The following is a 24,454-nucleotide window of genomic DNA, read 5'->3' as shown; positions in this document are numbered from 1 at the left end:
CATTTCCGGCATTATATATTATTTAAACGTGGAAACCACCCGGGGAGATGATGCCATGAAGATAGAAATAACGATTCTTGGCCTGCTCATGGAAGAAAACCTGTACGGATATGAAATAAAGAAGAAAATCGTCGAGCGTCTCGAAGATTACGTTGATATAAAGTTCGGATCCATCTACTACGCAATCAAGAAGGCGGTGGATAACGGCTGGGTGAAGCGCGTTGGAACCGAGAAGGAAGGGGGTAACCCGGAGCGTTACATCTACCAGGTTCTGCCGACGGGACGGAAGTATTACAAGAAGATGCTCAAGCAGTATTTCGAGCACACGATGATACATTTCGATATCGATATCGTGCTCATGTTCCTGAATTCGCTGAGCCCCGAACAGCGCGAAGCGTTCATCGAGGACAGGATCGAGCTTGCCAAGGAGAAATTATCGGACATCCGGATCAAGATCGAGGAAGAGGAAAAACTCCCGGAAGACAAATCGCACATTCACATTTTCACCTACCTGGAAAACCACCTGAAGGCGGAGCTTAACTGGTTGAAGTCGCTGAAGCGCGGAGATGTAAGCGCGGTTGAGGCCGAGTCCTAGAACGTCGCCGTCAGGTCGTCCAGGAAATCGGCTTTTTTTGCGCTCAGCTGGGTCTCCAGTTCCCTCTTCATCCCCGCGAGCTCGTTTTCGGCCCTGTGCTTGTCGAGCACCTTTTGCGGTGAACCACCCTGCTCCTGGGCGGAAAGGGCTTTCTCGAGAATCATGCCGTTTATGGCGGCGATTTTTTCGATGTTGAACAGGTGCTTCTCGGCCAGCGACTTGATGATCGAGAGAAGCACGTCCCCATGCTGTTGGGCGATATCTTTCAGGTTGCTGCGCTTGAGCCTGGTGAGCACCACCTCGCCCTTCGCCTTAAGCGTCGCAGATCTTTTTTCCCCGAGCAGCAGCGCCATTTCGCCGAACACGTACCCCGCTTCGGAAATTCCCGTTATGCGGTTTCCGTTCATGTAGACATCGATGGTGCCCGACTGCAGAATGTACATCTCGTCGCCGACGCTCCCCTCCTCGCAGATGACCGATCCGCCGGGAAACTCCAGGGTCGTATCGCTCATGGTTATGGGAGCGCTGATCTTGGTGGCCTCGGCTCCGCGGTCGAAGGCCTCGCCGCGTTTAAAAAGCAGGTTCGCCTCATATTTCTCGGCCAGTTGCTTGAGCCAGGGGAGGCGCCGTTTGTCCCACTCCTTCTTGAGACGCGCGACTATCCGGTAATACTCGACGGCGATCTCCTTGCCGCGCATCTCATCCCCCTTGAGGGAGCCCATGTTCTTGTTGATGATCTGGTTCGTGAGGAGCACCTGCTTCGCCATCACCATCGAGATGTTGATGGCAAAGGAATAGTTGCTCATGGAGGCGAGAAATTTTTCGGCGGGAATCTTTTTCACGACCGAGCCGGAATCGGTGATGGCGGTCTCGAGCCTGCTGCATTCCTTGCCCACAAGGCCGTTCAGTACCAGTTCGGTGGCGCCGATTATCAGGTTGCTGCCCTTTACGGCGTACTTGTCGGCGTCGGTCACGAAGAAATAGACGACACCCTCGGACAGCAGGAAGGCCTCGGCGGGGGGCGTCGCTGCGGTGTAAAGCCTGAGGAAGCTGCCCGGTGCCATGGCGCGGGCTTACAGTATGTCTTTCAAAATTTTTAAAAGCTCTTCTTTCTCGAACGGCTTGGTGAGAAAGGCCGTCGCCTGGATCTTTGAATCGCTCAGTTTAAGCGTGGTCTGGCTCAGCGCGGAGATCACCACGATCTTCGCATTGGGGTCCACCGCCTTGATTTCGGCAACGGCCTCGATGCCGTCCTTGCCCATCATGGTGATGTCCATAGTGACGAAGTCGGGCCTGAACTTCTTGAACGCATCGAGCCCCTCGGCGCCGTTTTCCGCCTCCCCGAGTACCTCGTGCCCGCCTTCCTCCAATACGTCCTTGATGATTCTTCGCATGAACTTGGAGTCGTCTACGATGATCCCTTTTGCCATGAATACCCCGGGTGTGCGCGTAATGTCTTCCGCAAAAAGCGTTTCGCGGAAAGCTAAGCGTATCGGCCCCCTCCCCGGCAACACAGATAATGGGTTTGACAATGCGGACGGGACCCATATGCCGGTATAGTAAAATTGATGCACCTTAAAATTCAATTACTTTTCGCGCGCAGGTCGGTTATGCTGAAAAAAAGCCATCGGGAATTCATTACGCAGACCCGGAAGACGGTGGGACGCGCCATAAACCGTTACGGGATGGTGAAGGCGGGCGACAGGGTGCTGGTCGCGCTCTCGGGGGGGAAAGACTCCCTGGTTTTGTTGGATACGATCACGGAGCGGCTGCGCTACCTGCCCATAACCTATGAGGTTGCCGCCGCGCACGTGGTGATCGAGTGCATGCCGCGCCAGGCGAGCGAGGACTACCTGCGTGAATTCTGCGGGGAGCGCGGGATCGCGCTGCATATCCGTACGGTTCCCGGCAGGATCGACTTTGCGCGCGGCAGCTCGCCCTGCTTCGTCTGCTCGTGGCACCGGCGCAGGGAGCTCTTCATCCTCATGAAAGAACTGGGATTCAACAGGCTCGCCTTCGGCCATCACATGGACGATATCGTCGAAACCCTGATTATGAACATGGCGATTCACGGGAAGATTTGCGCGATGCCGCTCACGCTTTCGATGTTTAGCGGGCAGTTCGATCTCATCCGCCCGCTCGGTCTCCTCGCGGAAAAGGACATCGTACGGTACGTGAAGCTGAAGGGACTGGTTCCCGGGGAATATATATGCCCCTACGGCCAGAGCTCGATGCGCGCGGTGACGAAAAACCTCGTGAAGGAGATGCACGCGCTTTCGCGATTCGCCCTGCATAACCTGTTCACGGCGCCCTCGCGCATAGACACCGAGTACATCCCCTGACGGGTCAGCCCCCGGCGCACTCAATCCGGATCATTATACCCGCACCCCTCGTAAGGGCTCAGGGGCCCCGACGTGTCGAGATGCGCGACGTCTTCGTAGTAGGGGAAATCCCGGCACATCCTGGGCCGAATGGGGTGGATGGAGCAGGTCGGCAGGCCCGTCGCGTCGTGGGTGAAATGCCTGCAGCGATAATGGTAAGGAATATCCTCTTCTTTTTTTTCGAACAGGAATTCGAGCATGGGGTAGATCAGATAAATTTCCGAAAAGTTCGGATCGATCGAAGCGGATTTCTTCCAGAAGTGATATGCGCGTTCGAGAAGCTCGGGCGGTTCCGCCAGGCGGACGTCCCGGCAGCAATAACCCCTGCGCTTGCATTCTCCCATGACGCGTCCTATTTTCCGCAGCCGGGCGCGCCCGACAGGAGGATGACAGGAGAGAGGCAGAGGGGTCCGATACCGGCTGATTTCATGACGTGTCTCCAACGGTCCAGGGATTCGGCCTGATTATACCGGCCCCCTTCGAGAGTCAAAACATAATTCCCCGGCCGGCATTGCGCGGGGACCGATGCCCCGCAAGGGCCGGCTAAAACCTGAACCCCAGTGAGAGCTCGTAGACAGGCTCGCGGTCGTTCATGCGTCCCTGCAGGGACAGCGAGGGCGCCGCCTCGTCCCGGTCGGTTTCGATCGTGTAATGCTTGTAGGAGGTGCGGCTTAGATAGGCGAGCGCGATATCGGCAATCTTGATGACGCCCAGCGCAGAAAATGCATATACCGCGCGGGCGCGATTCCTGTATTCGTACGCGCAATACGAGGCGACGGCCATCTCCGTGAAATAAAAGCCCCATCCCGGCAACCTGCGGCCCTTGTAGAAATGGCCCCCGCCCGGGACAAAGAGCGACATGAGCGCCGCGGTCGTGTCCCGTTCTTCGAAGAACGGGGGCAGCGTATCGGTCTTCGGGAACATTTCGGAGAGCTGGTCGAGGTACGCGACCGTGAACGTGAACGGCAGTCCCACCCACAGGAACGTCTGCATGCGGTGAACGGCAGCGCTCTTGTCCGCGTCACTGTTCCAGGGGAAGAAATTTCCGCGGAAGCCCGTCATGAATTCGGGTAGTGCGAGCTGGGTGACCAGCGCCGCGCCGGAGAGGGTCATGCCGGTCATGTCGGGGGACGCGGTGCTGAACCCCAGGTACTGCGTCGAGAGAAACGCGCCGTACACGGGCAGGCAGATATTCCCTCCCAGGTTGACGACGCACATCCCCTCGATGTAGCGCTTGCCCGCGTCGTCGCCGCGCAGGGTAGTGCTTTCCAGGGAGTATTTGCGCACCGTGTTCTCGGAGATCCGCCGAGTGAGGTCCTGCCCCATTTCCGCGGTTTCCGGGTATGCCTTGATGACAAGGACGTCTTCGTCCGGGACCTGCCCCGTGACGCGCGCGATGGATTGATAGCGGCTGGTCACAGTGACCAGTACCTCGCCGTGCGACGCGGTCCGATAAGCCCCCGGTTTGATTCCGTGCCACTGTCCCGCGCCTATGAGTACCCGGTCCCCTTCGAGCTTTTCAAGCACCGGGGCGTGGATGGGGATTTTTTCGTGGGCCTTCGCGAGTGCCCTGCTGAGCTTGAGCGGAATGTTCTGAATGAGCCGGCTTTTCACCCGGACGGAGCGGGCCTGGGAGCCGTATGCCGGGTTCAGGGGAACGAACGCGAGCTCGGCGTAATAGGTGTTGAGCTCCTGGGCGACGGCGATCACGCAGTAGGCGTCCGCGTTGAGGGTTTTTGCGGTTTGCCGGAACAGCTCTTCCGGAGGGGCCTTCCGGGAGCGCTCCATCGCCCATTTCAGATTATTTTCCTCGACCGGGAGGAGGCGCCCGCATTCTTCGAAGGTGTGGCGTACCGCGATCAGCGATTCAAGGGAAAGCGCCTTGAGGGATTCGCCCTGGGCCGGGAGCACAAATACGACCACGCCCCCCGAGGGAAGGTTTACGATGATTTCATCCGCACCGAACGCGCCCGGGCGAAGGAGAAGCAGGGACGCGGCCGCGAGCAGGATTCGCAGCGCGGTCATGAAAAATGCTTTTAAAAAACCTGTATGCGTATCGGACCCCATAGTGCCTCTAAAACCTCAGGGCGAAACCGCCGCCCACGACGGTATGGCCGCGTTCATCGCGATAGATTGACGGCTGGAATGCGAGTTCCTCGCCGCGCGCTTCACCCGTGTAAATCGCGTCGGGGGTGAGCACGGCGTGAACGATTTCGACGAGCTTCACCGCGGCGAGGGCGTACAGGAGCGTGTAGCCGCGCCGGTGATCATGCGGGGCGCGCGCGTACTGCTCACCCGCGGCATCGTAACGCGTGGCGTGCGCGAACTCGTTCAGGATCGAGTAGACCAGGAGGTTGTCCAGGTGAAAATAGAAATAGCCCCAGGCCCTTGAGCCGCGGTAAAAATGTCCCCCGCCCGGCGACGCGAGCGCGAGAAAGGCCGCCGACCACGGGTTGCCGATAATCGGCTGCGTGCCCGAATACTCCGCGGCGTCGCGGAGATACTGGTGAGCGAACGCGTCCACAAAAAGCGGGATTCCGCCCGAGAGCGCCATGTAGAGCGCGAAGTCGTACCGCGCGGCGCGCGTGCGGGAAATATCGCGATGGTCCTCCCTGAGCTTCGAGGGGCGGTTGAGAAACCCGTCCGCCTCGAGATAGAGCCAGGGCGAAACGTTCACCGCCCAGAGACCAAGGCCCGCGTAGTCGCCGTATACGTAATAGCCCAGGGGGGCCATGAGGGGCATGCTCACGCTCGCGGGCGCGCCGAACAGCATGATGTAGATCGTGTCGGCCGGGGAGTGCGATTCGAAGACGAGCTCCTTCTTGCGCCCGCGGTAAAATTCGTCGAGATAATCGGCGCGCGCGGTGAAGTTCTGCAGAATGAAATCCCCCTCGCGGAACGCGGCCGCGCGATCCGGAAGCTTCGCGGAGCCGTTTTGAAATTCAAGCTCCCCGGCTTCGATCAAATCGCGGGGAGCGTCCTCCTCGGCCGCGGGGGACGAGGTCCGGTAGACCGTGAAACGGCCGTTCAGCGGTGAGGGGGTGTCCGCGGTTACGCGGCCGCCGGTCGTGCGGATGCGGTAGGGGTGCCGGTACGCGCGCAGCACGCCCGCGATGAACGCCCCCGCGTGTTCCTCGCTCAGGTAGCCCAGTTCGCGGGCGGTGATGTTGGGGCGGCTGAGGGCTATGCGCGCCGAATAGCGATAGACGAGCTTGCCGTTGTACGCGGCGTCCATGGCATAGCATGAAAGCTCCAGCCGGGCCGCGTCGCTCTCCGATTCGATCCTGCCGCGCACCAGGAGGCTTAGGCCCGCGGTCCGCGCGAAGCGCAGCAGGCAGGGCTCGTCCGTGCAGCCGAACGCGTTAAGCTCGCGCTCGAGCTGGGCCTGATTTACCACGGAAAATACCCCCGCCGAGGCGAGGACGTTGGCGAGATGGCTTCCGGTGAGCGAGGCGATATTGGCCGCGCGCGGGTTCCGGGCCTCGATGCCGGCCACGCCCACGAGGAGCCTTTCGGCGGCCTGGGATGGAAGGGGGCGAAAGAGCGTGGCAAGGACGAGCACGCACGCGTAGAGAATCCCGCGCACAACAGGCTCGTGTGATAATGCATTCATGTAGCGAAGGGCATTCATATGATATGAGAATTGGGCAGAATTAATGTCCGCTGTCAACAGCAAAAGCTCCCGGTGATTGGCGGATCATGGAAGGCGGCCGCAGACCTTTTTCATTCCGCGTGGTGAAGTGTGAGACGGTTGTAGCCGGCCATTATCGCGAGTACGAAGATGATCACCCCGGCGCCCAGGGCGGCATTGTAATAGTGGGGTGCGGTCAGCGCTATCCTTATCAGGACCGTGGCGAGTGCGAACCCCGTGTTGCGAAACACGATGGGATAGGTGTAGCTGAACCTGCTTGCCAGGAGCACAATGAGTATGTCGCTGAAGATGAGCACCGTATAGAATACGCTGAATATGTCGAACGATTCCCCGCGCGCCGCCATGCCGTACCAGTACAAGGCGATAATGGTGAAAAAGACGACAAGCAGGAGCAGCGAAAGTATTTTCTTCGATTCGATGAAGTGTTCCTGGTCCGCGGAATTGCCCGTGATGGGCTGGTGGCGGATACAGCGGTAATAGAGTATCAGACCAGCGAAAATGAAAAGCGCCCCGCCGGCGCCGGAAAGCACCGGGAATACCGCCTGTGAAACCTCGGACCACTGAAGCGGCTCGTGCAGGCCGGAGAATTCCACGAACGATTTGCGGAGCATGATGAGGGACAGTATTTCCAACTGCATGCCCATAGATGAGGATACCGAACGCGCGATGCCCAGGATGAGCTGTATCACCTCGATGACGAGCAGGAGGGTGAAGGTCATCGTTACGGCGTGGAAATGGCCCATGGGTATGTTTTCGGACAGGTATTCCGGAAGAAAGCCGCACATGTTGAGGGTGATGAGCATGAGCGAAAAAAGATAGGTTGTGACCAGGAGGGCGCCGAGCACCTTCACCGTCCGGTTTTTCTCCCAGAACGCCTGTATGGTGTCGTAAGCCCGGGACAGCGCGCGTATGAACATGGACATTGTTCCCCTGTCGGATATCCAGCATACTATTCATCAAGAGCAGCGTGGAGGAAACAAAAATTTTCGGCGTAAACACGATTATTCAGCATAATGCTATATGAAAAAAGTTCCGCGATCCCGTAGCGGTTTAAAAGTCATGGGCGGGTTGGAAGTCCGTATGACGGATAATGAACATGGTTCATCGTTTCTCTCCCCCGATGCAACGGAATTTATGTTGACATACGAGATTAGCCTTATAGACTGCGCGTTAATTTTTTAAAAAGATTCGGCGTCAAAGGTATCCACGGAAAATACACACGGGCGACCCCGTGTGTGAGGGTCCGGGTTGCGAGAGACGCCGCACTATTCATAGTATGAGGGGTGCTCAATGATAAAAAGGTTACTCGTAATTTTATTCGTGGTTCTTGCGTTCGCGGGTACGGTTTCCGCGAAAACTATCCACACGGCGGAGGCGTACCGCTCGTGGCTTTATCTGAATTATACGGCGATGATTTCCGAAAACTGGGGCTTCGATGTGCTGGGAAGCCACAGCTATGAGTACAGCAGGGATAATCACAATGAGGCGTCCGCCACAAATACATTTCCCAAGCAGACCTTCTTATGGGAGCTTTTTGCCGGTCCCATGTACGTACAAAAGTTTGGCGATTTCACCTTCAAGCTGCCGGTATGGTATTATTACCAGGGATTTCCCACCCGAGTTCATGAGGGCAAAGACCAGTATTTCTATACGCATAATATAGAAATAGTACCCACGATCGATTACAAGATGGGGAACTGGACCTTCTGGAACAGGATCATTCTACATAACAAGCTTTATTCATCGTTTTATGAAAACGACGACACTGCCGCATTCGCCGGAAAGAGCGACAGCAAGCTGGCGAATGGTCATTGCCTCCTCGTTCGTGAGTACTTCAGGGTACAGTATTCGGTGAATCCCACCCTTCGTCTCCTGGTGGGCGACGAGATATTCGTAGGCGTCATCGAGGATAAAGACACCAAGGATATTACATCCCAAAGAATGAGCCCCGGATTCGAGCGTAAAGGCCTTAACCAGAATCGCTTCTATACAGGATTCAGCTATACCCTGGCTCCCGGGATGGCGATCACCCCTCTGTACATGTTTCAGACGGTGTATGGGGTTCCCAACGAGCGCAGGTTGACGGAGAAAGACCACTACCTCTTCCTGGTGCTCTCATACCAGATGAAGCTTTATTAGATAGGGCTTACTCCTGACAAAAGCGCCTCCGCGGGAAACCCGGGGGCGCTATTATTTTTACCGGGCATAGTTCCGCGCCGATACGTCCGCACCGTCGAGCAATGGAATCCATCGAAGGGCGTGTGCGTATCGGTCCCCGATCCCTGCCGCTTCTTGGCTCCAAGTTATTTATTGACAATTGGCCGCTGTACTTTAAGGCTGAGGGCACGATTGATCGAATTCATGCACATGGTTCGCTTCACATGAGATGCCCGGGGAGCACACAATGAAAAAAGCGCCTTCCAGAAAAAAGCTGAAAATAGTCGACGTGTCCGAGTTCTACGCGGAGGAGGGCGGCGGCGTGCGCACCTACGTGCGCCAGAAGCTTCAGGCCGGATCGAAAGCCGGGCACGAGATCGTGATCGTCGCGCCGGGCCCGGACAACGGCGAGAGCGAGCTCCTGGGGGGACGCATCGTCTGGGTGAAGGGACCGCACATGCCGTTCGATCCCCGGTACTTCGTCATGCTGAGGAAGAACAGGGTGAGGGAGATACTCGACCGCGAGAAGCCGGACGTCGTCGAGGGCTCGTCGCCGTGGATGGGAGGCTGGTTCGTGGCGAAATGGAAGGGCGACGCCGTGAAGTCCTTCATCTATCACTCGGACCCGGTCGCGGTGTACCCGCAGACCTTTTTCGGGAACGCGCTGGGCATGGACCGGGTGGACCGATTATTCGGGTTGTTCTGGGGTTACCTGCGTCGCATCAGCGGCCATTTCGACGTGACGGTGACGAGCGGAAAATGGCTCGCCGATAAGCTGGAACGCTTCGGATTGAAAAATCCTCAATCGGTGCCGTTCGGGATCGAGAAAACGCTCTTCTCCCCGAAGAGGCGCTCGGTGAAGGTGAGGAAAGCCATTCTCGATAAATGCGGGATGCCGGATGACGCGGCGCTCTTCATCATCGTAAGCCGCCTGCACCCGGAGAAGAGGCTGGGCACCCTGCTCAAAGCGTTCGAGATCGCGTCCAAATCCCGCCCCATGGGGCTCGTCATATACGGGGACGGTCCCCAGCGGAAATGGCTGCTGCGTCGCATTGCCAAGCTCAGGGGCGTGCACTTCGCCGGCTACACGAGGAGCCGGGAAGAGATGGCCGACGTGATGGCGAGCGCCGATGTCTTCCTGCATGGCTCTGCGGCCGAGACCTACGGGCTCGTCGTCGCCGAGGCGATCTGTTCCGGGACGCCGGTGATCGTCCCCGACCGTGGTGGCGCGGCCGACCTGGGGAGGCCCAACTACGCGGAGATTTATCCCACCGGGAGCCATTCCGCCTGCGCCGCGGCCATGCTTAAAATCCTGGAACGCGACCGGAAGGTGCTCTCAAAAGCCTGTGTCGCCGCGAGCAGGGAAAAGATAGGAACCATGGACGATCATTTCGACATGCTGTTCGATCTGTACGCTTCCATGGTCAAGAACAGGAAGGGGTGAGCCCGTGTCCAGGGTGACCGCGGACGCGGACGCTATCCTGCGCGCCGCGCGCATCCTGCGGGACGGCGGCATCGTTTCGTTTCCCACGGAGACCGTGTACGGACTGGGCGCGCGCGTGGACGACGGCAGGGCCGTGGCGCGGATATTCGAGGCCAAAAACAGGCCCTCCTTCGATCCCCTCATCGTGCATATCGCCCGTATCGAGGAGCTCGACGCCCTCGTGTCGGGGGTTACGCCCCTTGCCCTCCGGCTTATCGAACGCTTCTGGCCCGGTCCGCTCACGCTGGTGCTCCCGAAAAAAGACCTGGTCCCCGACATCGTGACCGCCGGGCTCCCGAGCGTTGGCGTGCGTATGCCCGCGCATCCCGTCGCGCGCGCGCTTATCGAGGAGACCGGCGTTCCCCTTGCGGCGCCCAGCGCGAACCCGTTCGGGTATATTAGCCCCACCACCGCCTCGCATGTCGAGGAACAGCTTGGCGAGCGGGTTGACCTGATCCTTGACGGGGGCCCGTGCGCGGTGGGGGTAGAGTCGACCATCGTAAAAATCAGCGGCGATGGTTATACGCTGCTCCGGCCCGGGGGCGTAACCGTCGAGGAAATCGAGATGCTCGCGGGGGCGAGGCTTGCTGACGCGAGCGGCGCCAGGGCGGTCCCCGAGGCGCCGGGACAGATGAACCAGCATTATTCGCCGCGCACCCCGGTCAGGGTCGTGAAAAGCTTTAAGGAAATTGGTCCGCGGACCGGGCGCTGCGGCCTCATCGCGTTCATGGACCCGCACGATGCACCGGGATTCGAAAGGATAGAGGTGCTTTCTCCCACCGGCGATCTGCGCGAGGCGGCGGCGCGCCTGTTCGCCTCCCTGCACGAGCTTGATCGCCTGGGGCTGGACGTCATCTATGCCGAGGAGGTCCCGGAGGAAGGGGTGGGCCGCGCGATCATGAACAGGCTGCGCAGGGCCGCCTCCCGCGGGTAAGCCTCCGGTCTGCGCTTATATTTTATTTGACAAACCGGCCATTTGGTATATTAATTTTCAGCACTCAAGTGACGTGAAACCTACCATACCTGTGCATGGGCCGATTTCCGTATGCGCAGGTTTCCGCACTCTCGGTATTTTCAGAAAAAGGGGAACCGTTATGGATGCGCAGATGCCTGCGGCGCTCGGTCTACTTGCAGAGGGAGTGTCCGCACCGTTCAGGGCCGTATCGTTCATCGCACGAAACAAGGGCCTTCTCAGGTACATTGCGATTCCATTCGTACTCAACCTGTTTCTCATTGTCGCGATCTTCTGGTGGGCGTTCGGCAGTCTTTTTCCGATGGCGAGCGCCCTGCTCCAGGGCGAGGCCTGGTACATGGCGGTGCTGCGGTGGATCGCGGGACCCGTGCTCTTCCTGCTGCTCACCATCGCATGTTTCTTCATTTATTCGATTACCGGAAACATCGTATCGGCGCCGTTCAACGATCCCCTTTCGGCGCGGGTGGAACATATAATCGCCGGCACTGCCGTGGAGGAGCCGTTTTCCCTGCGCATTCTTGCGCGGGATATCTGGCGGATGACGAAAAACATTGTGAAATTCCTTTTCATCATCGTCATGTTCAATATCCTGTTCCTCGCGCTGAACATCGTTCCCGGGATCGGGTCGGCGGTGTATTCGCTGCTGAGCTTTTCGGCCGCGATGTTCTTTTTCGGATTCAATTTTTTCGATTTCGCGCTCGAGCGTCATCGCTACGAGTTTCGGAGGAAGATGGACGTGCTGTGGCGGTTCAAGTTCATGACGGCGGGCGTGGGGCTGGGATTCGCGCTCATCACCTTCGTGCCGGTCCTGGGATTCCTGGGCATGAGCCTTTGCACGGTGGGCGCAACGGAATTGTACGTGCGCCGTATCATGCCGTACGAGAACAAGACCATTACGGAGGTTTCCTGACATGATCAGGTTCGATTACAACTATTTCATGGACGAGCATATAGGCGCCGAGCACGGTATCGGCCGGGCCGATATTACCGGCGTGGAGGAGCGTGCCGTAGCGGCGCTCGCGCGCATGGAAAGGGAAAAAGACGCAGGCGCGCTTGGCTTTCTGGGACTGCCGTTCGACCTGAAAACTGCGCGGGAGATCGTAAAATTCCGCGCCGCCGCGGGGACGAAGTTCGACTCTGTCGCCGTCATTGGGATCGGGGGGTCCGCGCTCGGGGCGCAGGCACTGCGCGCCTCCCTTTCACACCTTTACCTGAACGAGCTCGATAAAAAGAAGAGGGCGGGCTCTTGTAGAATGTTCTTTTTCGACAACGTCGATCCGTACGAGATCGAGGCGATGAAGGACCTGCTGGATGTCAGGAAAACGCTTTTCCTCGTGATCTCGAAGTCCGGCGGGACTACGGAAACGAACGCGAACTTTTCGATCCTCCTGGAACAATTGAAGAAGAAAGCCGGGAAGAAATACCGCGACCACATTGTCGCGATCACGGACCCGGAGAAGGGGGTGCTCAGAAAAATAAGCGACGCGGAGGGGTTCGCGACCTTCCCCGTCCCCGCGAATGTCGGGGGACGCTTTTCCGTCCTTTCCGCGGTGGGTCTCGTCCCGGCGGCGTTCATGGGCATCGACATCATGGGACTGCTCAAGGGCGCCCGTACCACGGTGGAGCGCTTTTACGGGAAACCGCTCGCACAGAACGCCCCGCTCCTGAACGCGGCCTTCCACTACCTGTTCGATACCCGCAAGGGAAAGCGTATCAGCGTAATTATGCCATACACGCGGAAGCTTTTTCTCTTCTCCGACTGGTTCCGCCAGCTCTGGGCCGAATCGCTCGGGAAGAACCGGAACATGCGCGGGGCCCCGTTGGTATCCGGGCTCACGCCCGTCCCGGCGCTGGGGACCATAGACCAGCACTCGCAGGCGCAGCTTTACCTGGAGGGCCCCAACGACAAGGTGATCACGTTCCTCAAACTGGAAAAGTTCGGCCGCGACGTGAAGATCCCCGATTTCTACAAGGGAAACCCGGAGCTCGATTACATCTCGCGCAAGAGCCTGCGGGAGCTCAACCGGTTCGAGGAATCGGCGACGGAGCTCGCGCTCAAGATGGCATCCCGGCCCAGCGCGTCGATCATCCTCTCCGCGCTCGACGCGAAGACCGTGGGCGAATTCATAATGTTCATGGAAATGCAGACCGCGTACGCGGGCTACCTGTACGATATCAATCCCTACGACCAGCCGGCGGTGGAACAGGGAAAGCATTTCACCTTTGGGCTGCTCAACAGGCCCGGGTACGAAAAATTCCGCACCGCGTTCGAGAAGGATTACAAGAAGAGCGCGACATTCGTACTATGACGCTCCGGCTTCCCCTTTTCATCGCGTTCGAGGGCATAGACGGCTGCGGAAAATCGACGCTGTGCGCGCGGCTTCACGCCCACTTCCTGTCGAACAAGCTGCCCTCTGTGCTCCTCAGGGAGCCCACCGATGGGATCTGGGGACGAAAAATCCGGGAGATGCTCAAAGGGCCGGAACTCCCCGACGCCGCGGAGCAGGTGCGGCTCTTCCTCATGGATCGCGAGTATGACGTGGAGAACAACATACTTCCCGCGATCCGGCACCGCCGCCTGGTGCTCATGGACAGGTATTTCTACTCCAACGCGGCCTACCAGGGGGCAGGGGGAATCCCGCCCGTCTCGATTCTCGAGGAGAATGTGCGCCGGGGCTTCCCGATTCCCCAGCGGGTGTACCTGCTAGACCTGTCGCCCGAGGCCGCGCTCGAGCGGATCAGCGGGCGCGACACCGGCACGGGGAACGACCTTTTCGAAAAGCAGGAATTCCTCCAGCGGGTACGCGCCCATTACCTCGCGATGGCGGACGAGCGCTTTTCCGTGATGGACGGCTCGGCGGACCCGGAATCGCTCTTCAGGGCGGTGCGGGACGACATGGAGCGCGCATTCGGAGCGTAATGAGGAACAAGCTTAAAAATATCGCCCTCACCTATGGACTGAACCTCCTGTTCACGGGAGGTCTTATCGGCGTCTCCATTTTCTTTTTTCACGAGCGCCTGGAGGGACGCGCCCTCATCCTTTTTTTCTTTGTCCTTATTATTTCCCTGCTCCCGCTGCTGAACTACCTGCGCACCTCCATAGACCTTATTATCAGCCCCATACGCTACAGCGACCTTTACATACAGACCGTGGATTCGATACTCTCGCTCGAATCCTACGACGAGGTACTCAGGGAGACCTTCGACCAGATACTCAACCTTATCAAGGTCAAGTCCGGGCTTCTCATCTTCTATTACCAGGACAAGGACGAGTTCAACATCTTCTACCAGCGCGACCGGAGAAAGCGCACCATCCGCAAGGCGCGCATCATGTCGGACAATATTCTCTTCAAGGTGATCGGCGGGCCCGATGACATCATCATCAAGGGGAAGCTGAACCCGTCGATCCATTTCGAGAACACGATCATCACGGAGCTCGAAAACATCGGGGGAGAGATCGTGGTGCCGATATACTATCACGAGATGTTCCTGGGACTCATCATCACGGGGGAGCGCAGGCGCTGGCTCTCGGACAACGAGATACGGCTGCTCAAGATATTCGCCTCGAAGATCGCGATTCTCTCGGTGAACGCCTTCCTTTTCAACGAGATGGTGAAGAAGAAGCAGCTTGAAAAGGAATATGAGCTCGCGGGCAGGGTTCAGAAAAAATTTCTCCCGCACGACACGCTTTCGGCGGGCCGTGTCTCGATCGCGGTGTTCCATGAGCCGGGTTCGCTCATAATCAGGGAATACTACGACGTGTTCCAGAACGAGCTCCTCGAGGACGACGTCCGCGTATCGGCCTACCGGATCAGGGGAAACATCACCGGCACGTCGATAATCATGCCCGGGGTCCAGGCGGTCGTCCAGAGCTTCGCGCGGATGGGATTTCCCCCCGCGCGGGTTCTGTCGCGGCTCAACCGGACAGCCCGCGAACGGGGTCTCCAGCGCGAAGAGCTCGCCATTATCCACGGCAGCGTGCACCAGGGGGGCGAGTTCAACTTCATCAACGACAGGTATGCGCCGCCGCTCGTGTTCAGGAAGCGCGACGGCAGGTTGCAGCCGGTGCGGCCCTCCGGCAAAGGCCCCTCGCAGAGCCTGAAGATTCATCCGGGGGACGCGTGCATAATCGCCTGCGGACACTTCTACGAGCTCATCGAGGGCAACGCCGCGTTCTACTCGGACTTCATCGCGCGGCACGCCGATGCGACCGCCGCAAGGCTTCGAACGCTGCTCGCGGGGGAGCTTAAAAAACGGTCGTCCGTAACCGGGCTCGATTCGCTCCTCATCGTTATCAGGTTAGAGGAGGGCCGGCAATGAGAAGGCTGTGGTACGCGCTCGTGGTCCTCTGCATGGTGGGTCTCAACATCCTGTTCTTCAACAGGGCCCTGGATTTCAGCGCGAAGTATCCGCTGGGCAGGCTTCTCGCGGGGAATACGCTCGTCGCCGGCATCGCATCCTCGGACCTGCCCCTTCCCTACGGAAGCGTGATCACCCACATAAACGGGGAAGCGGTGACCGCGCAGGATGCGGCCGAGGCGCTGTCGAGGGCGGCCGGGGAGAAGGTCCTGATCACGATACAGCACGGCGACGAGATCACCGTAAGTGAGTTTCTCGCGGGAAGGATGAACTCCGACCTGTTGTGGTTTTTTCTTTTCCTCATCCTGTGCGCCGATATCCATTTCCTGTGGGCGGTCGCCGTGCAGGTGATATATTCCCACCGCTACCTTGCGCGGCTTTTCGTCTATTTCGGACTCGCGCTTTCGGTGCATATCCTCACGGTGATCGACCTGTTTTCCTACAACCGGCTCACGGCGGTCTTTCTTGCTTCGGGTGCGGTGCTCGGCTACCTGGGCGTGCTTATCGGCCTGAATCTCGCCAACCGGAAATTGAGCAGGGGGACGGCGGCCCTTCTTGCCGGGGCGGGCGTCATTATGACCGCTTCCCCGCTCGCGCTGCCCTTCGTAAAATCGTCTGCCTTCGTGTTCTCTCTGTATTTTACGTATCTCGCGGCCTGCGCGGGATTTTCCATTGCATGGCTTGCCGTTTCGACCGTCAGGAACCCGAACCATTATCTGACGAATCGGAACGTCTCGGTCATTGTCTGCATGCTGGCCGGCTTCCTGCTTCCCGTGGGCCTGTTTCTCCTGGGATTCCAATTCGATCTGCCCCTGCCGCCGGGCACCATTCCCGTGATGACGCTTCTCATCCCCCTGTTTATCGGAACGCGGCTGTTAAAGAGCAATTCCTTCGATATGAAGGTGTATTTCGACCGGGGTGCGATCATCACCATGCTCAACGTCGTGATCGCGCTCATCGGGGGATTCTTCCTGTTTTACATATCCAACGCGGGCGGATACCGTTACCAGCTCACGGCGTACTATGCGGTCTTCGGGACACTCATGATCTACCTCCTGGATCTCAAGCATTTCCTGGGCGTTCGCATAAACAACGCGGTGCTCAAGCTCCGGGACTATTACTCGGGGTCGCTGCAGCACATAACCGAGCTCGTCTCCTCGCCCGCCGATCTTCCGGCGAAACTCGGAAAAATATTCGAGGAGGTCCGCTCGCTTACCGGTTCGAAGATGCTCAAGCTGGTGCTCTTCGAGGATCGAACGGGCGACCAGAATCCGGAAATAAGCTCCTTCATGGAATATGCGGGGAAATCGCCGCAGTTCGCCGCCTTCTTCCGGGTCAATAAGGGAATACTCCTGCGCTACACGCTTATCATGAACGACGAGCAGGAGGAAAAGCTCTACCGTTTTCTTTCGGAGAGGGGCTCGCTCATGGCGGTCCCGCTCTTCAAGGGCCCGGAGATTCGCGGCGCCCTGCTGGTGGGCGAAAAGGCCAGCGGCGAGCCTTACACCGAGGAGGAGTTCGGCTACCTGCAGACGGTGTCCCTGCAGCTCTACCAGCTCCTAGAGAACGACCGTCTGTTCGGCAACTATATCATAAAGAAGCGCTACGAGAAGGAGCTCGACATCGCGTCGAACATCCAGCTGCGGCTTTTCCCCGCGAGGGCCCCCGAGCGCTGCGGGCTCAAGATCAGTTTTTACAATAAGCCGTACAGCAAGGTGACCGGGGACTATTTCGATTTCATCCCGGTAGGCAGGGATAAAACCGCGATCATCATGGGCGACGTGTCCGGGCACGGTCTTGCCGCCTCGATGATCCTGTCCATGACGAGCAGTATCGTGAACGCGATGCTCGGGGAGAAGAGGTCGATCGAGAGGGCGGTCGAGGAGATCAATCACTTCCTCAACTTCCGTTACAACGGCGTCGACCTGATCACGCTTTTCATAGGCATATATAACAAGAAAACGAGGGAGCTCGCCTATATCAACGCCGGGCATTGCACCCCCATCCTCATGCGCGCCGGCAGGAAGGACCTCCAGTATCTCGAGGGTCGTTCGAAGATCCTGGGCGCCGATCCCGCGGCGAATTATTTTTCCTCCAGGCTCATACTGTCGAAGGACGACGAGCTTTTCGCGTATACCGACGGCCTGGTCGAGATTTTCGACGAGAAGTCCGAACAGCAGTTCAGTGAAAAATCGGTGGGGGACATCCTCCTGCGCATGAGGGAAAAAGACATCGGGGAAAAGGTACACGCGGTCATGGAGGCTTCGGCGAAATACAAGGAACTCATCCGCGACGACCTGACGATAATAGGGTTCAGGGTGCTTTGAGATGAACAGCGGATTGATCAAGTCATTGCTTCTGGTCGCCTGCGTCGCCGCGGCCGTACCGGCCCGTGGCGCGGAAAATCCTTTTCTCCCCGGCGACAGGTTCGGGCCGGCGAGCTACTTCCAGGGGCCTTTCAGCCCCCTGATGAATCCGGCGCTGGGCGGGGTTCCCCGCGCCTCCAGCCTGGGCTACTCCGCGGACATGGGCGAAGCGCAGGATCGCGTAAACCACCTTGTGATTTTCAACGCCTGGGGATTCACGTTTTCAAGAAGCTGGATACGCGAGATATGGACCGCGAATGCGGACAGGCCCGTCCGCCCGGGCGCGGGACTCTACACGATCGGGAAGAGCGTTATGTTCGGGGAATACTTCGGGCTGGGTGTCACCTACTCGTATTCCCAGAGCGACCAGTACGCGTACAATCATTATCGCTCGCTCGAGCATGGGCTTGTTTTCCAGCCGTGGAGATTTTTTGCCTTAGGTTACGTGCTTAAAGACATGAACGGCCCGCGCATAGCGGGCGAACGCCTTCCGCGCACACAAACCGCCTCGATATCGTTTCGCCCGTTTCATGAATTCCTCACCCTCTCAGCCGACGCGGTTAAAACCGGGGACGAAAAAATTGAGGGGTCCGATATCGCCCTATCCGCGGAGATGCTTTTCGGCGGCTGTTCGGTCATGGCCCGGTGGGGCGCGGGGAACCGCTTCCTGTTCGGGGTGCAGATTCCGCTGTCGCCGAAGGCCGGGGAACCGGCGACCATTATCGCGGGGGCCGGGCACGCGGCGAAAACGAGGAACCTCCCTTCGCGCAGCACGTTCTCGATCGCCATCTCGGGCGAGGCAGACCGCGAGGCGCCGGTGTTCAGGCGCTCGATACTAAAAATTGAAATCGGTCCGGAACTGGGAGAGATAATCGAGGACCGGCTTTTCGAGGAAAGCCCGCTCACCCTGCACGAGGTGCTCGGGGCGATCAGGGACGCCGCGTCCGACGACGGGATCGAGGGAATTTTCATGCGTATCACGGGAAACGACCTGGGTTTCGCCCAGGTGCAGGAGATCCGCGAGGAAATGAAACGGTTCCGCGCGAGGGGGAAGAAGATACACGCCTCGCTCTCGCACGTCGACAACAAGGGATATTATCTCGCGGCCGCGGCGAACGAGGTAAGCATGTCCCCGTCCGAAAGTTTTTCCCTCACGGGGCTCTCGGCGGAGGTTTATTTTTTCAGGGCGGTGCTCGAAAAGATCGGGGTGAAGATCGAATCGGTCCGCCGGGGGAAGTACAAGTCCTTCAACGAGCCTTTCACCAGGGACCGGATGTCGGATGAATACCGCGAGAACATGATGGCGCTCCTCCTCGATCTCAACATGCAGTTCCTCAACGAGATCATAGCTGACAGGAACCTTGACCGGGAAAAAATAGACGAGCTTTTTGGAAAGGGATTTCTTACGCCCCAGGAGGCGCGGGAGGCCGGATTTATCAACGGCGTGTTCTATCCCGATGACGCGCTCAAGGACCTCCGTGACAGGGGTTATCTCCGCTCCGAAACTCTCGAGTGCGTGGAATACGCGCGCAGCGTGAAACGGACACGCCGCTGGGGCACGGTCCCCGCGATTGCGGTCGTCCACGTGAGCGGGAATATAGTCGAAGGGGAAGGCGGCGGTGGTTTCGCGGGCGAGAGCACGAGCGGTGAGGGGTACGCGGAAATCCTCGAAGAGGTGTTCTCGGACCAGAACGTAAAGGCAGTGGTGGTGCGCGTCGATTCCGGCGGCGGGTCGGCCCTGGCGTCCGATCACATGTGGCATGCGCTGGGCGCCCTGAAAAAGAAATGGGACAAGCCGGTGGTGTTCTCGTTCGGCAACGTCGCCGCATCGGGCGGATATTTCCTGGCATGCACGGGCGATAAAATTTACGGCATGCCCGGCACGGTGACGGGCTCCATAGGCGTCATATCGGGAAAGCTGTCCCTGCAGAAACTCTACGAGACGCTCGGCATCAACAAGGAAGTGATCAAGATGAGCGAGTTCGCCGACATCTACAGCGAATCCCGCGATCTCACCCCGCGGGAACGCGAGGTGCTCCAGAGGGGAACCGATTTCATCTACACGAGCTTTACCGATAAGGTCGCCGACGCGCGCAAGATAGATAAAAAGGAAATCCCGGGCGTGGCCGAGGGACGCGTGTTCACCGGGTCGCAGGCGAAGGATAAGGCCCTCATGGACGAGTTGGGGGGGTTGCTCGCCGCGATCGAGTCGGCGCGTGCCGGCGCCGGCATAGATGATGAATGCCGCGTCCTGCATTTCCCACGCGGGAAATCGCCCCTGGTACAGCTCGTGGGGTCCGCCACCGCAAAGGAGGGCGGGCTCATGCGCGCGCTTAAGCCCCTTACCGCGAACCTGAAGGGTTTTTATTTCGGGAGCGACCCGTATCTGTACATGATGCCCTACCGGCTCGATATTAAATAGCCGGTGCGCGTTCTTTTCTTGACAAAACCGGGAGAATTCCGGTAATCAATGTAATTTATTTGAAAATTGACGTGCCCATGGTAGCTTTCATTACATTCTCGCGGCGGGGCCCCTTCAGCCGGCCCCTCGCGCCGCGGTCTTTATGACTCCATCCAGGCGATCCGGAGAGGTGATATGGCAAGGAAAGACGGTTTTTCCGCAGAGGAGCTGTTCAGCAGCGACCAGGGACTTACCTATAACGATATAATTATCCTTCCCGGTTACATCGATTTCGCGCCGGACGACGTGGAGCTCGACTCCCCGCTCACGCGCGCCATCACGCTCAAGCGGCCCATCATATCCAGTCCCATGGACACGGTCACCGAGTCGAAGATGGCCATCTCCCTCGCGCTCCTGGGCGGGATCGGGATTATCCACTATAACAACACGATCGATGAGCAGGTCGCCCAGGTCAAAAAGGTGAAACGCTTCGAAAACGGTTTCATCACCGACCCGGTGGTGCTCTCGCCGGAGCACACGATCGCGGACGTGGATTCGATAAAGGAAAGGCACGGTTTTTCGGGCATACCCATCACCGAGGACGGAAAGCTTTACTCGAAGCTGGTGGGCGTGGTGACGAACCGGGACATGGATTTCGAATCGGACCGCACGAGGAAGCTGCGCGAGGTGATGACGCGCGAGGTGATGACGGCGAAGAAGGGCATCTCGCTCGTCCAGGCAAACGAGATCCTGAAGGCGTCCAAGAAGGGGAAGCTCCCCATAGTGGACGACGAGGGTCGGCTTGTCGCGTTCATGTGCCGGAATGACCTGCTTAAAAATCGCGAGTACCCAAACGCGTCCAAGGACTCCCAGAAACAGCTCATGGTGGGCGCGGCGATCGGAACCAAGGAGGAGTCCCGGGAGCGCGTCGAGCGCCTGGTCCAGGCCGGCGTCAACGCGGTGATAATCGATTCCGCGCAGGGGAATTCGGTGTACGAGATCGACATGATCCGATACATCAAGAAGCGTTTTCCCGGGCTCGAGGTCATAGGCGGCAACGTGGTGACCGAGGAGCAGTGCGAGAACCTCATCAAGGCGGGCGCCGATGCGCTGCGTATCGGGATGGGACCGGGCTCTATCTGTACCACCCAGACCACGATGTCGGTCGGGCGCGCTCAGGCGACGGCGGTGTACCGGACCGCGCGCTTCGCCCGGAGGCACGGGGTGCCGGTTATCGCCGACGGCGGGATCTCGACTATCGGACACATCGCCAAGGCGCTCGCGATCGGCGCATCGGCGGCGATGATGGGGTCCATGTTCGCGGCAACCGAAGAGGCTCCCGGCGAGTACTATTACGAAAACGGGGTGCGCGTAAAGCGCTACCGCGGCATGGCCTCGCTCGAGGCGCTCGAGAAGGGCGGTGCGAAACGCTACTTCGCGGAAGAGGCGAAGATACTCGTCGCCCAGGGCGTCACCGGCGCGGTGGTCGACAAGGGGTCCATCTTCGATTTCATCCCCTATCTGATCCAGGGGCTCAAGCATTCCTTCCAGGACATGGGATCGCGAAGCGTGAAGATGCTCCACGATCGGCTCAACACGGGAGAGCTGCGGTTCGAGCGGCGCTCCCTCTCCGCGCAGACAGAGGGCGGCGTGCATGACATGTATTCCTACAAGGAACCCAAATACATGTAGCGGCCCGCATTCGAAGTCCCGCACTACTTCCCTTTTTTCATTCCTTGCGTTCCGGTCGACTCTCAACGGAGGGACGACCGCGAATGCACGCGAATTAACGCGAATATTTTAGGCGCTTCCATATTTTTTCCATTCAGGCGCGCTATTCCCACGAAAAACCGTCATCATTCATATCCATTGTCTTTTTATAATTCGCGTTCATTAGCGGTTTATCCGTTTCCTTCCGGCGATACGGACTGTACAGTCCTGAGAAATATTTTTCCGACGCGATACAATAAATTGTTGCGTGCCGGGATACATGTAAAAAAAATGTTCCACCAAGCATTAAAGTTTTCATAACTAACGGAGGCGAATATGAGTAACAGGATGTCCAGGGACACCATAGGCGACATTTCGCGGCGAGCGGCATCCAGGCACGGCGACAGGACGGCTATCGTGTTTCGCGACGTGAAGCTGACGTTCATCGAGCTTGAGAGGGAGATATGCAGGTTCGCGAATTTAATGACGAGCCTCGGCGTGAAGAAGGGGGACCGGGTCGCGCTGGACGCGTATAATTCGCATTTCTATCCGATATGCTTCATGGGTCTTGCGAAAATCGGGGCGGTCCAGGTACCCATTAACTATATGCTGAACGGCGAGGAGATCGCCTACATCGTCAATCACTCCGGGGCGAAAGTATTCATTGTGGAGGACGCACTCTACCCCGTGATCGAGCCCTATAAATCAACGCTTACCACGGTCGGGAAGTGGGGCTTCATACCGCTCGCGGGAACGCCCGTACCGGAAGGATTCTTCGACCTTCCGCGGGAGATGGCGGCCATGCCCTTCGACGAGCCCGACGTGGAGGTGAGCGCCGAGGACATTGCGCAGATACCCTACACGAGCGGCACGGAATCGAAGCCCAAGGGGGCCATGCTCTCGCATCGCGCGCTCATGTCGCAGTACTTCAGCTGCATCTTCGAGGGGGAATACGCCGCGGACGACATCTCGCTGCACGCCCTCCCGCTCTTCCACTGCGCGCAGCTCCACTGCTTCCTCGCGCCGCTCCTGTATACGGGCGCGGAGAACGTCATCATGCATAAGGCCGACGCGCTGGAAATGATAAAGAACATCGCGAAATACCGCGTCACGCACATGTTCGCGCCGCCCACGGTATGGATCGGGATTCTCAATCACCCGGAATTCAAGGACCACGACCATGGCACGCTCAAGAAGGCCGCGTACGGGGCGAGCATCATGCCGGTGGAGATCGTCAAGCAGCTCGCGTCCACCTTCAAGGGACTCCGGCTCTGGAACTATTACGGACAGACGGAGATGGGGCCCGTGGCCACGATACTGCGTCCGGAGGACCAGCTCACGAAGCAGGGGTCGGCGGGAAGGCCGGTGCTGAACGTCGAGACGCGCCTCATGGACGATGACGGCAATTTCCTCCACACCGGCGATGTGGGCGAGATCGTGCACCGTTCCGGGCACGTGATGACCGGGTACCTGAGCGATCCGGATAAAACGGAAGAGGCGTTCGCGCACGGCTGGTTTCACAGCGGCGATCTGGGAAGGTTCGACGAGGACGGATACCTCTACGTGGTCGACCGCAAGAAGGACATGATCAAAACCGGCGGCGAAAACGTGGCCTCGCGCGAGGTGGAGGAGGTGCTCTACCAGTTCCCCGACGTCGAGGAGGTCGCGGTGATAGGACTTCCCGATCCCAAGTGGATCGAGATCGTCGCGGCGGTCGTGGTGCCCAAGAAGGGCGCAACCCTTTCGGACAAGGACATCATTGCCTTCGCCAGGGAGAGGCTCGCGGGATTCAAATGCCCGAAAAAGATTTTCATCGCCGATGCGCTTCCAAAAAATCCATCGGGAAAAATTCTCAAGAGGGAACTCAAGGCCGAGCTCGGGGTCGGCAGCGCGGCTAGGTAATCCGAAAAAACCCTCCGGAGACGGAAGGCTTTTTCATGGGTGCGCCCGGCAAAGGCGCACGCCTGGTGGTGAAAGTCCATCACGCGGGTTGATAGCACTACGAATGGGGTGGGGGAGGGGCCTGCCGAAGGCTCGGCCGACCCCTGGTGTGTCACACCTTGCAGGCTGCCAGGGCCTGGATGGGCTGTCGCTTTTGCTGTCGCGCTTCCCATAGGCTGAGGGTATTCTGCATCCCCAGCCACATCTCGGGCGAGGTCCTGGTCCAGGTTCCGATTCTGACAGCCATCTCGGGAGTCAGAATGCACCGCTGGTTCACCAGCTCCGATAACTGCTTCCGCGACACATGCAACGCCTCAGCAGCCGCGGTCACGGTGATTCCACACGGCTTCATGACTTCTTCGAGCAGCAACTCGCCCGGATGGGAGGGTTTCCGCTCCATCTCGTAACGCTGCTTCGTCTTTTTATGATCTGCCTG

General features: G+C 58.6%; 20 protein-coding genes. 13 read left to right on the top strand and 7 right to left on the bottom strand.

Going from position 1 to position 24,454, the window contains the following annotated elements; all coding sequences use genetic code 11:
* The first annotated feature begins 55 nt into the window (after positions 1-55).
* The gene (locus EPN93_08380; protein TAL36431.1) at positions 56-595 is read left to right on the top strand and encodes a PadR family transcriptional regulator; all 540 of its coding nucleotides are present in this window, start codon (positions 56-58) and stop codon (positions 593-595) included.
* On the opposite strand, the gene EPN93_08375 is transcribed toward EPN93_08380, so the two are convergent.
* Both EPN93_08375 and EPN93_08370 read right to left on the bottom strand, forming a co-directional pair.
* A complete protein-coding gene (locus EPN93_08375; protein TAL36430.1) occupies positions 592-1,659 on the bottom strand; it encodes a cyclic nucleotide-binding domain-containing protein in 1,068 nt (355 codons plus the stop codon). The two genes, EPN93_08380 and EPN93_08375, sit on opposite strands and share 4 nt — an antisense overlap.
* A gap of 9 nt (positions 1,660-1,668) precedes the next feature.
* Positions 1,669-2,025, bottom strand: coding sequence for a response regulator (locus tag EPN93_08370; GenBank protein ID TAL36429.1), 357 nt, complete (start codon positions 2,023-2,025; stop codon positions 1,669-1,671).
* 135 nt (positions 2,026-2,160) lie between these two features.
* On the opposite strand from EPN93_08370, the gene EPN93_08365 reads away from it, so the two are divergent.
* Positions 2,161-2,937 (top strand): tRNA 2-thiocytidine biosynthesis protein TtcA, encoded by a 777-nt coding sequence (locus tag EPN93_08365; GenBank protein TAL36428.1) that lies wholly within the window; start codon positions 2,161-2,163, stop codon positions 2,935-2,937.
* 20 nt (positions 2,938-2,957) lie between these two features.
* Here the strand turns inward: EPN93_08365 and EPN93_08360 are convergent, their stop codons facing one another.
* From EPN93_08360 to EPN93_08345, 4 genes are all read right to left on the bottom strand, one after another.
* Positions 2,958-3,320, bottom strand: a complete 363-nt coding sequence (locus tag EPN93_08360; protein TAL36427.1) for a hypothetical protein — start codon at positions 3,318-3,320, stop codon at positions 2,958-2,960.
* Between the two features lie 199 nt (positions 3,321-3,519).
* Positions 3,520-5,001: a hypothetical protein gene (locus EPN93_08355; GenBank protein TAL36426.1), complete on the bottom strand. Its 1,482-nt coding sequence runs from the start codon at positions 4,999-5,001 to the stop codon at positions 3,520-3,522.
* A gap of 49 nt (positions 5,002-5,050) precedes the next feature.
* Positions 5,051-6,589, bottom strand: a complete 1,539-nt coding sequence (locus tag EPN93_08350) for a hypothetical protein (protein ID TAL36425.1) — start codon at positions 6,587-6,589, stop codon at positions 5,051-5,053.
* Between the two features lie 110 nt (positions 6,590-6,699).
* Positions 6,700-7,545 (bottom strand): hypothetical protein, encoded by an 846-nt coding sequence (locus EPN93_08345; GenBank protein ID TAL36424.1) that lies wholly within the window; start codon positions 7,543-7,545, stop codon positions 6,700-6,702.
* A 373-nt stretch (positions 7,546-7,918) separates the two neighbouring features.
* Between EPN93_08345 and EPN93_08340 the strand changes: the two genes are divergently transcribed.
* The 11 genes from EPN93_08340 to EPN93_08290 all read left to right on the top strand — a co-directional run bounded on the left by EPN93_08340 (position 7,919) and on the right by EPN93_08290 (position 23,979).
* Positions 7,919-8,767 carry a DUF2490 domain-containing protein gene (locus EPN93_08340; protein ID TAL36423.1) on the top strand — a complete coding sequence of 283 codons (849 nt, stop codon included), beginning with the start codon at positions 7,919-7,921 and terminating at the stop codon, positions 8,765-8,767.
* A gap of 247 nt (positions 8,768-9,014) precedes the next feature.
* Positions 9,015-10,229 (top strand): glycosyltransferase family 1 protein, encoded by a 1,215-nt coding sequence (locus EPN93_08335; GenBank protein TAL36422.1) that lies wholly within the window; start codon positions 9,015-9,017, stop codon positions 10,227-10,229.
* 13 nt (positions 10,230-10,242) lie between these two features.
* On the top strand, positions 10,243-11,202 hold the full coding sequence (locus EPN93_08330; protein TAL36476.1) for a threonylcarbamoyl-AMP synthase: 960 nt from the start codon (positions 10,243-10,245) through the stop codon (positions 11,200-11,202).
* 160 nt (positions 11,203-11,362) lie between these two features.
* Positions 11,363-12,151, top strand: coding sequence for a hypothetical protein (locus EPN93_08325; protein ID TAL36421.1), 789 nt, complete (start codon positions 11,363-11,365; stop codon positions 12,149-12,151).
* A 1-nt stretch (position 12,152) separates the two neighbouring features.
* Complete coding sequence (locus EPN93_08320; protein TAL36420.1) at positions 12,153-13,550, top strand: glucose-6-phosphate isomerase; 1,398 nt, start codon at positions 12,153-12,155, stop codon at positions 13,548-13,550.
* Entirely contained in the window at positions 13,547-14,161 is a 615-nt protein-coding gene (gene tmk, locus EPN93_08315; GenBank protein ID TAL36419.1) for a dTMP kinase, read from the top strand. The genes EPN93_08320 and tmk overlap by 4 nt, the downstream gene beginning before the upstream one ends.
* Positions 14,161-15,561: a hypothetical protein gene (locus EPN93_08310; protein ID TAL36418.1), complete on the top strand. Its 1,401-nt coding sequence runs from the start codon at positions 14,161-14,163 to the stop codon at positions 15,559-15,561. Before tmk ends, EPN93_08310 begins: the two co-directional genes overlap by 1 nt.
* A complete protein-coding gene (locus EPN93_08305) occupies positions 15,558-17,927 on the top strand; it encodes a hypothetical protein (GenBank protein ID TAL36417.1) in 2,370 nt (789 codons plus the stop codon). Before EPN93_08310 ends, EPN93_08305 begins: the two co-directional genes overlap by 4 nt.
* A gap of 1 nt (position 17,928) precedes the next feature.
* A complete protein-coding gene (sppA, locus tag EPN93_08300) occupies positions 17,929-20,388 on the top strand; it encodes a signal peptide peptidase SppA (GenBank protein ID TAL36416.1) in 2,460 nt (819 codons plus the stop codon).
* 174 nt (positions 20,389-20,562) lie between these two features.
* On the top strand, positions 20,563-22,059 hold the full coding sequence (guaB, locus tag EPN93_08295) for an IMP dehydrogenase (GenBank protein TAL36415.1): 1,497 nt from the start codon (positions 20,563-20,565) through the stop codon (positions 22,057-22,059).
* A gap of 354 nt (positions 22,060-22,413) precedes the next feature.
* Positions 22,414-23,979 carry a long-chain-fatty-acid--CoA ligase gene (locus tag EPN93_08290; protein TAL36414.1) on the top strand — a complete coding sequence of 522 codons (1,566 nt, stop codon included), beginning with the start codon at positions 22,414-22,416 and terminating at the stop codon, positions 23,977-23,979.
* Positions 23,980-24,130: 151 nt separating this feature from the next.
* Here the strand turns inward: EPN93_08290 and higA are convergent, their stop codons facing one another.
* A complete protein-coding gene (gene higA / locus EPN93_08285; GenBank protein TAL36475.1) occupies positions 24,131-24,418 on the bottom strand; it encodes an addiction module antidote protein, HigA family in 288 nt (95 codons plus the stop codon).
* Positions 24,419-24,454: the final 36 nt, after the last annotated feature.

The organism is Spirochaetota bacterium (assembly GCA_004297825.1).
In the GTDB taxonomy this organism is placed as follows: Bacteria; Spirochaetota; UBA4802; order UBA4802; family UBA5368; genus FW300-bin19.
The sequence above is the reverse complement of the archived record's forward strand: the minus strand, read 5'-3'. Positions and strand labels throughout refer to the sequence as shown.

What these genes read in the sequence shown, in the direction of transcription:
- EPN93_08320 (TAL36420.1), top strand. Translation starts at nt 12,153, where the DNA reads ATGATCAGGTTCGATTACAACTATTTCATGGACGAGCATATAGGCGCC.
- EPN93_08310 (TAL36418.1), top strand. Translation starts at nt 14,161, where the DNA reads ATGAGGAACAAGCTTAAAAATATCGCCCTCACCTATGGACTGAACCTC.
- EPN93_08325 (TAL36421.1), top strand. Translation starts at nt 11,363, where the DNA reads ATGGATGCGCAGATGCCTGCGGCGCTCGGTCTACTTGCAGAGGGAGTG.
- EPN93_08375 (TAL36430.1), bottom strand. Translation starts at nt 1,659, where the DNA reads ATGGCACCGGGCAGCTTCCTCAGGCTTTACACCGCAGCGACGCCCCCC.
- EPN93_08335 (TAL36422.1), top strand. Translation starts at nt 9,015, where the DNA reads ATGCCCGGGGAGCACACAATGAAAAAAGCGCCTTCCAGAAAAAAGCTG.
- EPN93_08380 (TAL36431.1), top strand. Translation starts at nt 56, where the DNA reads ATGAAGATAGAAATAACGATTCTTGGCCTGCTCATGGAAGAAAACCTG.
- guaB (TAL36415.1), top strand. Translation starts at nt 20,563, where the DNA reads ATGGCAAGGAAAGACGGTTTTTCCGCAGAGGAGCTGTTCAGCAGCGAC.
- EPN93_08360 (TAL36427.1), bottom strand. Translation starts at nt 3,320, where the DNA reads ATGGGAGAATGCAAGCGCAGGGGTTATTGCTGCCGGGACGTCCGCCTG.
- EPN93_08355 (TAL36426.1), bottom strand. Translation starts at nt 5,001, where the DNA reads ATGACCGCGCTGCGAATCCTGCTCGCGGCCGCGTCCCTGCTTCTCCTT.
- EPN93_08350 (TAL36425.1), bottom strand. Translation starts at nt 6,589, where the DNA reads ATGAATGCATTATCACACGAGCCTGTTGTGCGCGGGATTCTCTACGCG.
- EPN93_08370 (TAL36429.1), bottom strand. Translation starts at nt 2,025, where the DNA reads ATGGCAAAAGGGATCATCGTAGACGACTCCAAGTTCATGCGAAGAATC.
- tmk (TAL36419.1), top strand. Translation starts at nt 13,547, where the DNA reads ATGACGCTCCGGCTTCCCCTTTTCATCGCGTTCGAGGGCATAGACGGC.
- EPN93_08290 (TAL36414.1), top strand. Translation starts at nt 22,414, where the DNA reads ATGAGTAACAGGATGTCCAGGGACACCATAGGCGACATTTCGCGGCGA.
- sppA (TAL36416.1), top strand. Translation starts at nt 17,929, where the DNA reads ATGAACAGCGGATTGATCAAGTCATTGCTTCTGGTCGCCTGCGTCGCC.
- EPN93_08340 (TAL36423.1), top strand. Translation starts at nt 7,919, where the DNA reads ATGATAAAAAGGTTACTCGTAATTTTATTCGTGGTTCTTGCGTTCGCG.
- EPN93_08305 (TAL36417.1), top strand. Translation starts at nt 15,558, where the DNA reads ATGAGAAGGCTGTGGTACGCGCTCGTGGTCCTCTGCATGGTGGGTCTC.
- higA (TAL36475.1), bottom strand. Translation starts at nt 24,418, where the DNA reads ATGGAGCGGAAACCCTCCCATCCGGGCGAGTTGCTGCTCGAAGAAGTC.
- EPN93_08345 (TAL36424.1), bottom strand. Translation starts at nt 7,545, where the DNA reads ATGTTCATACGCGCGCTGTCCCGGGCTTACGACACCATACAGGCGTTC.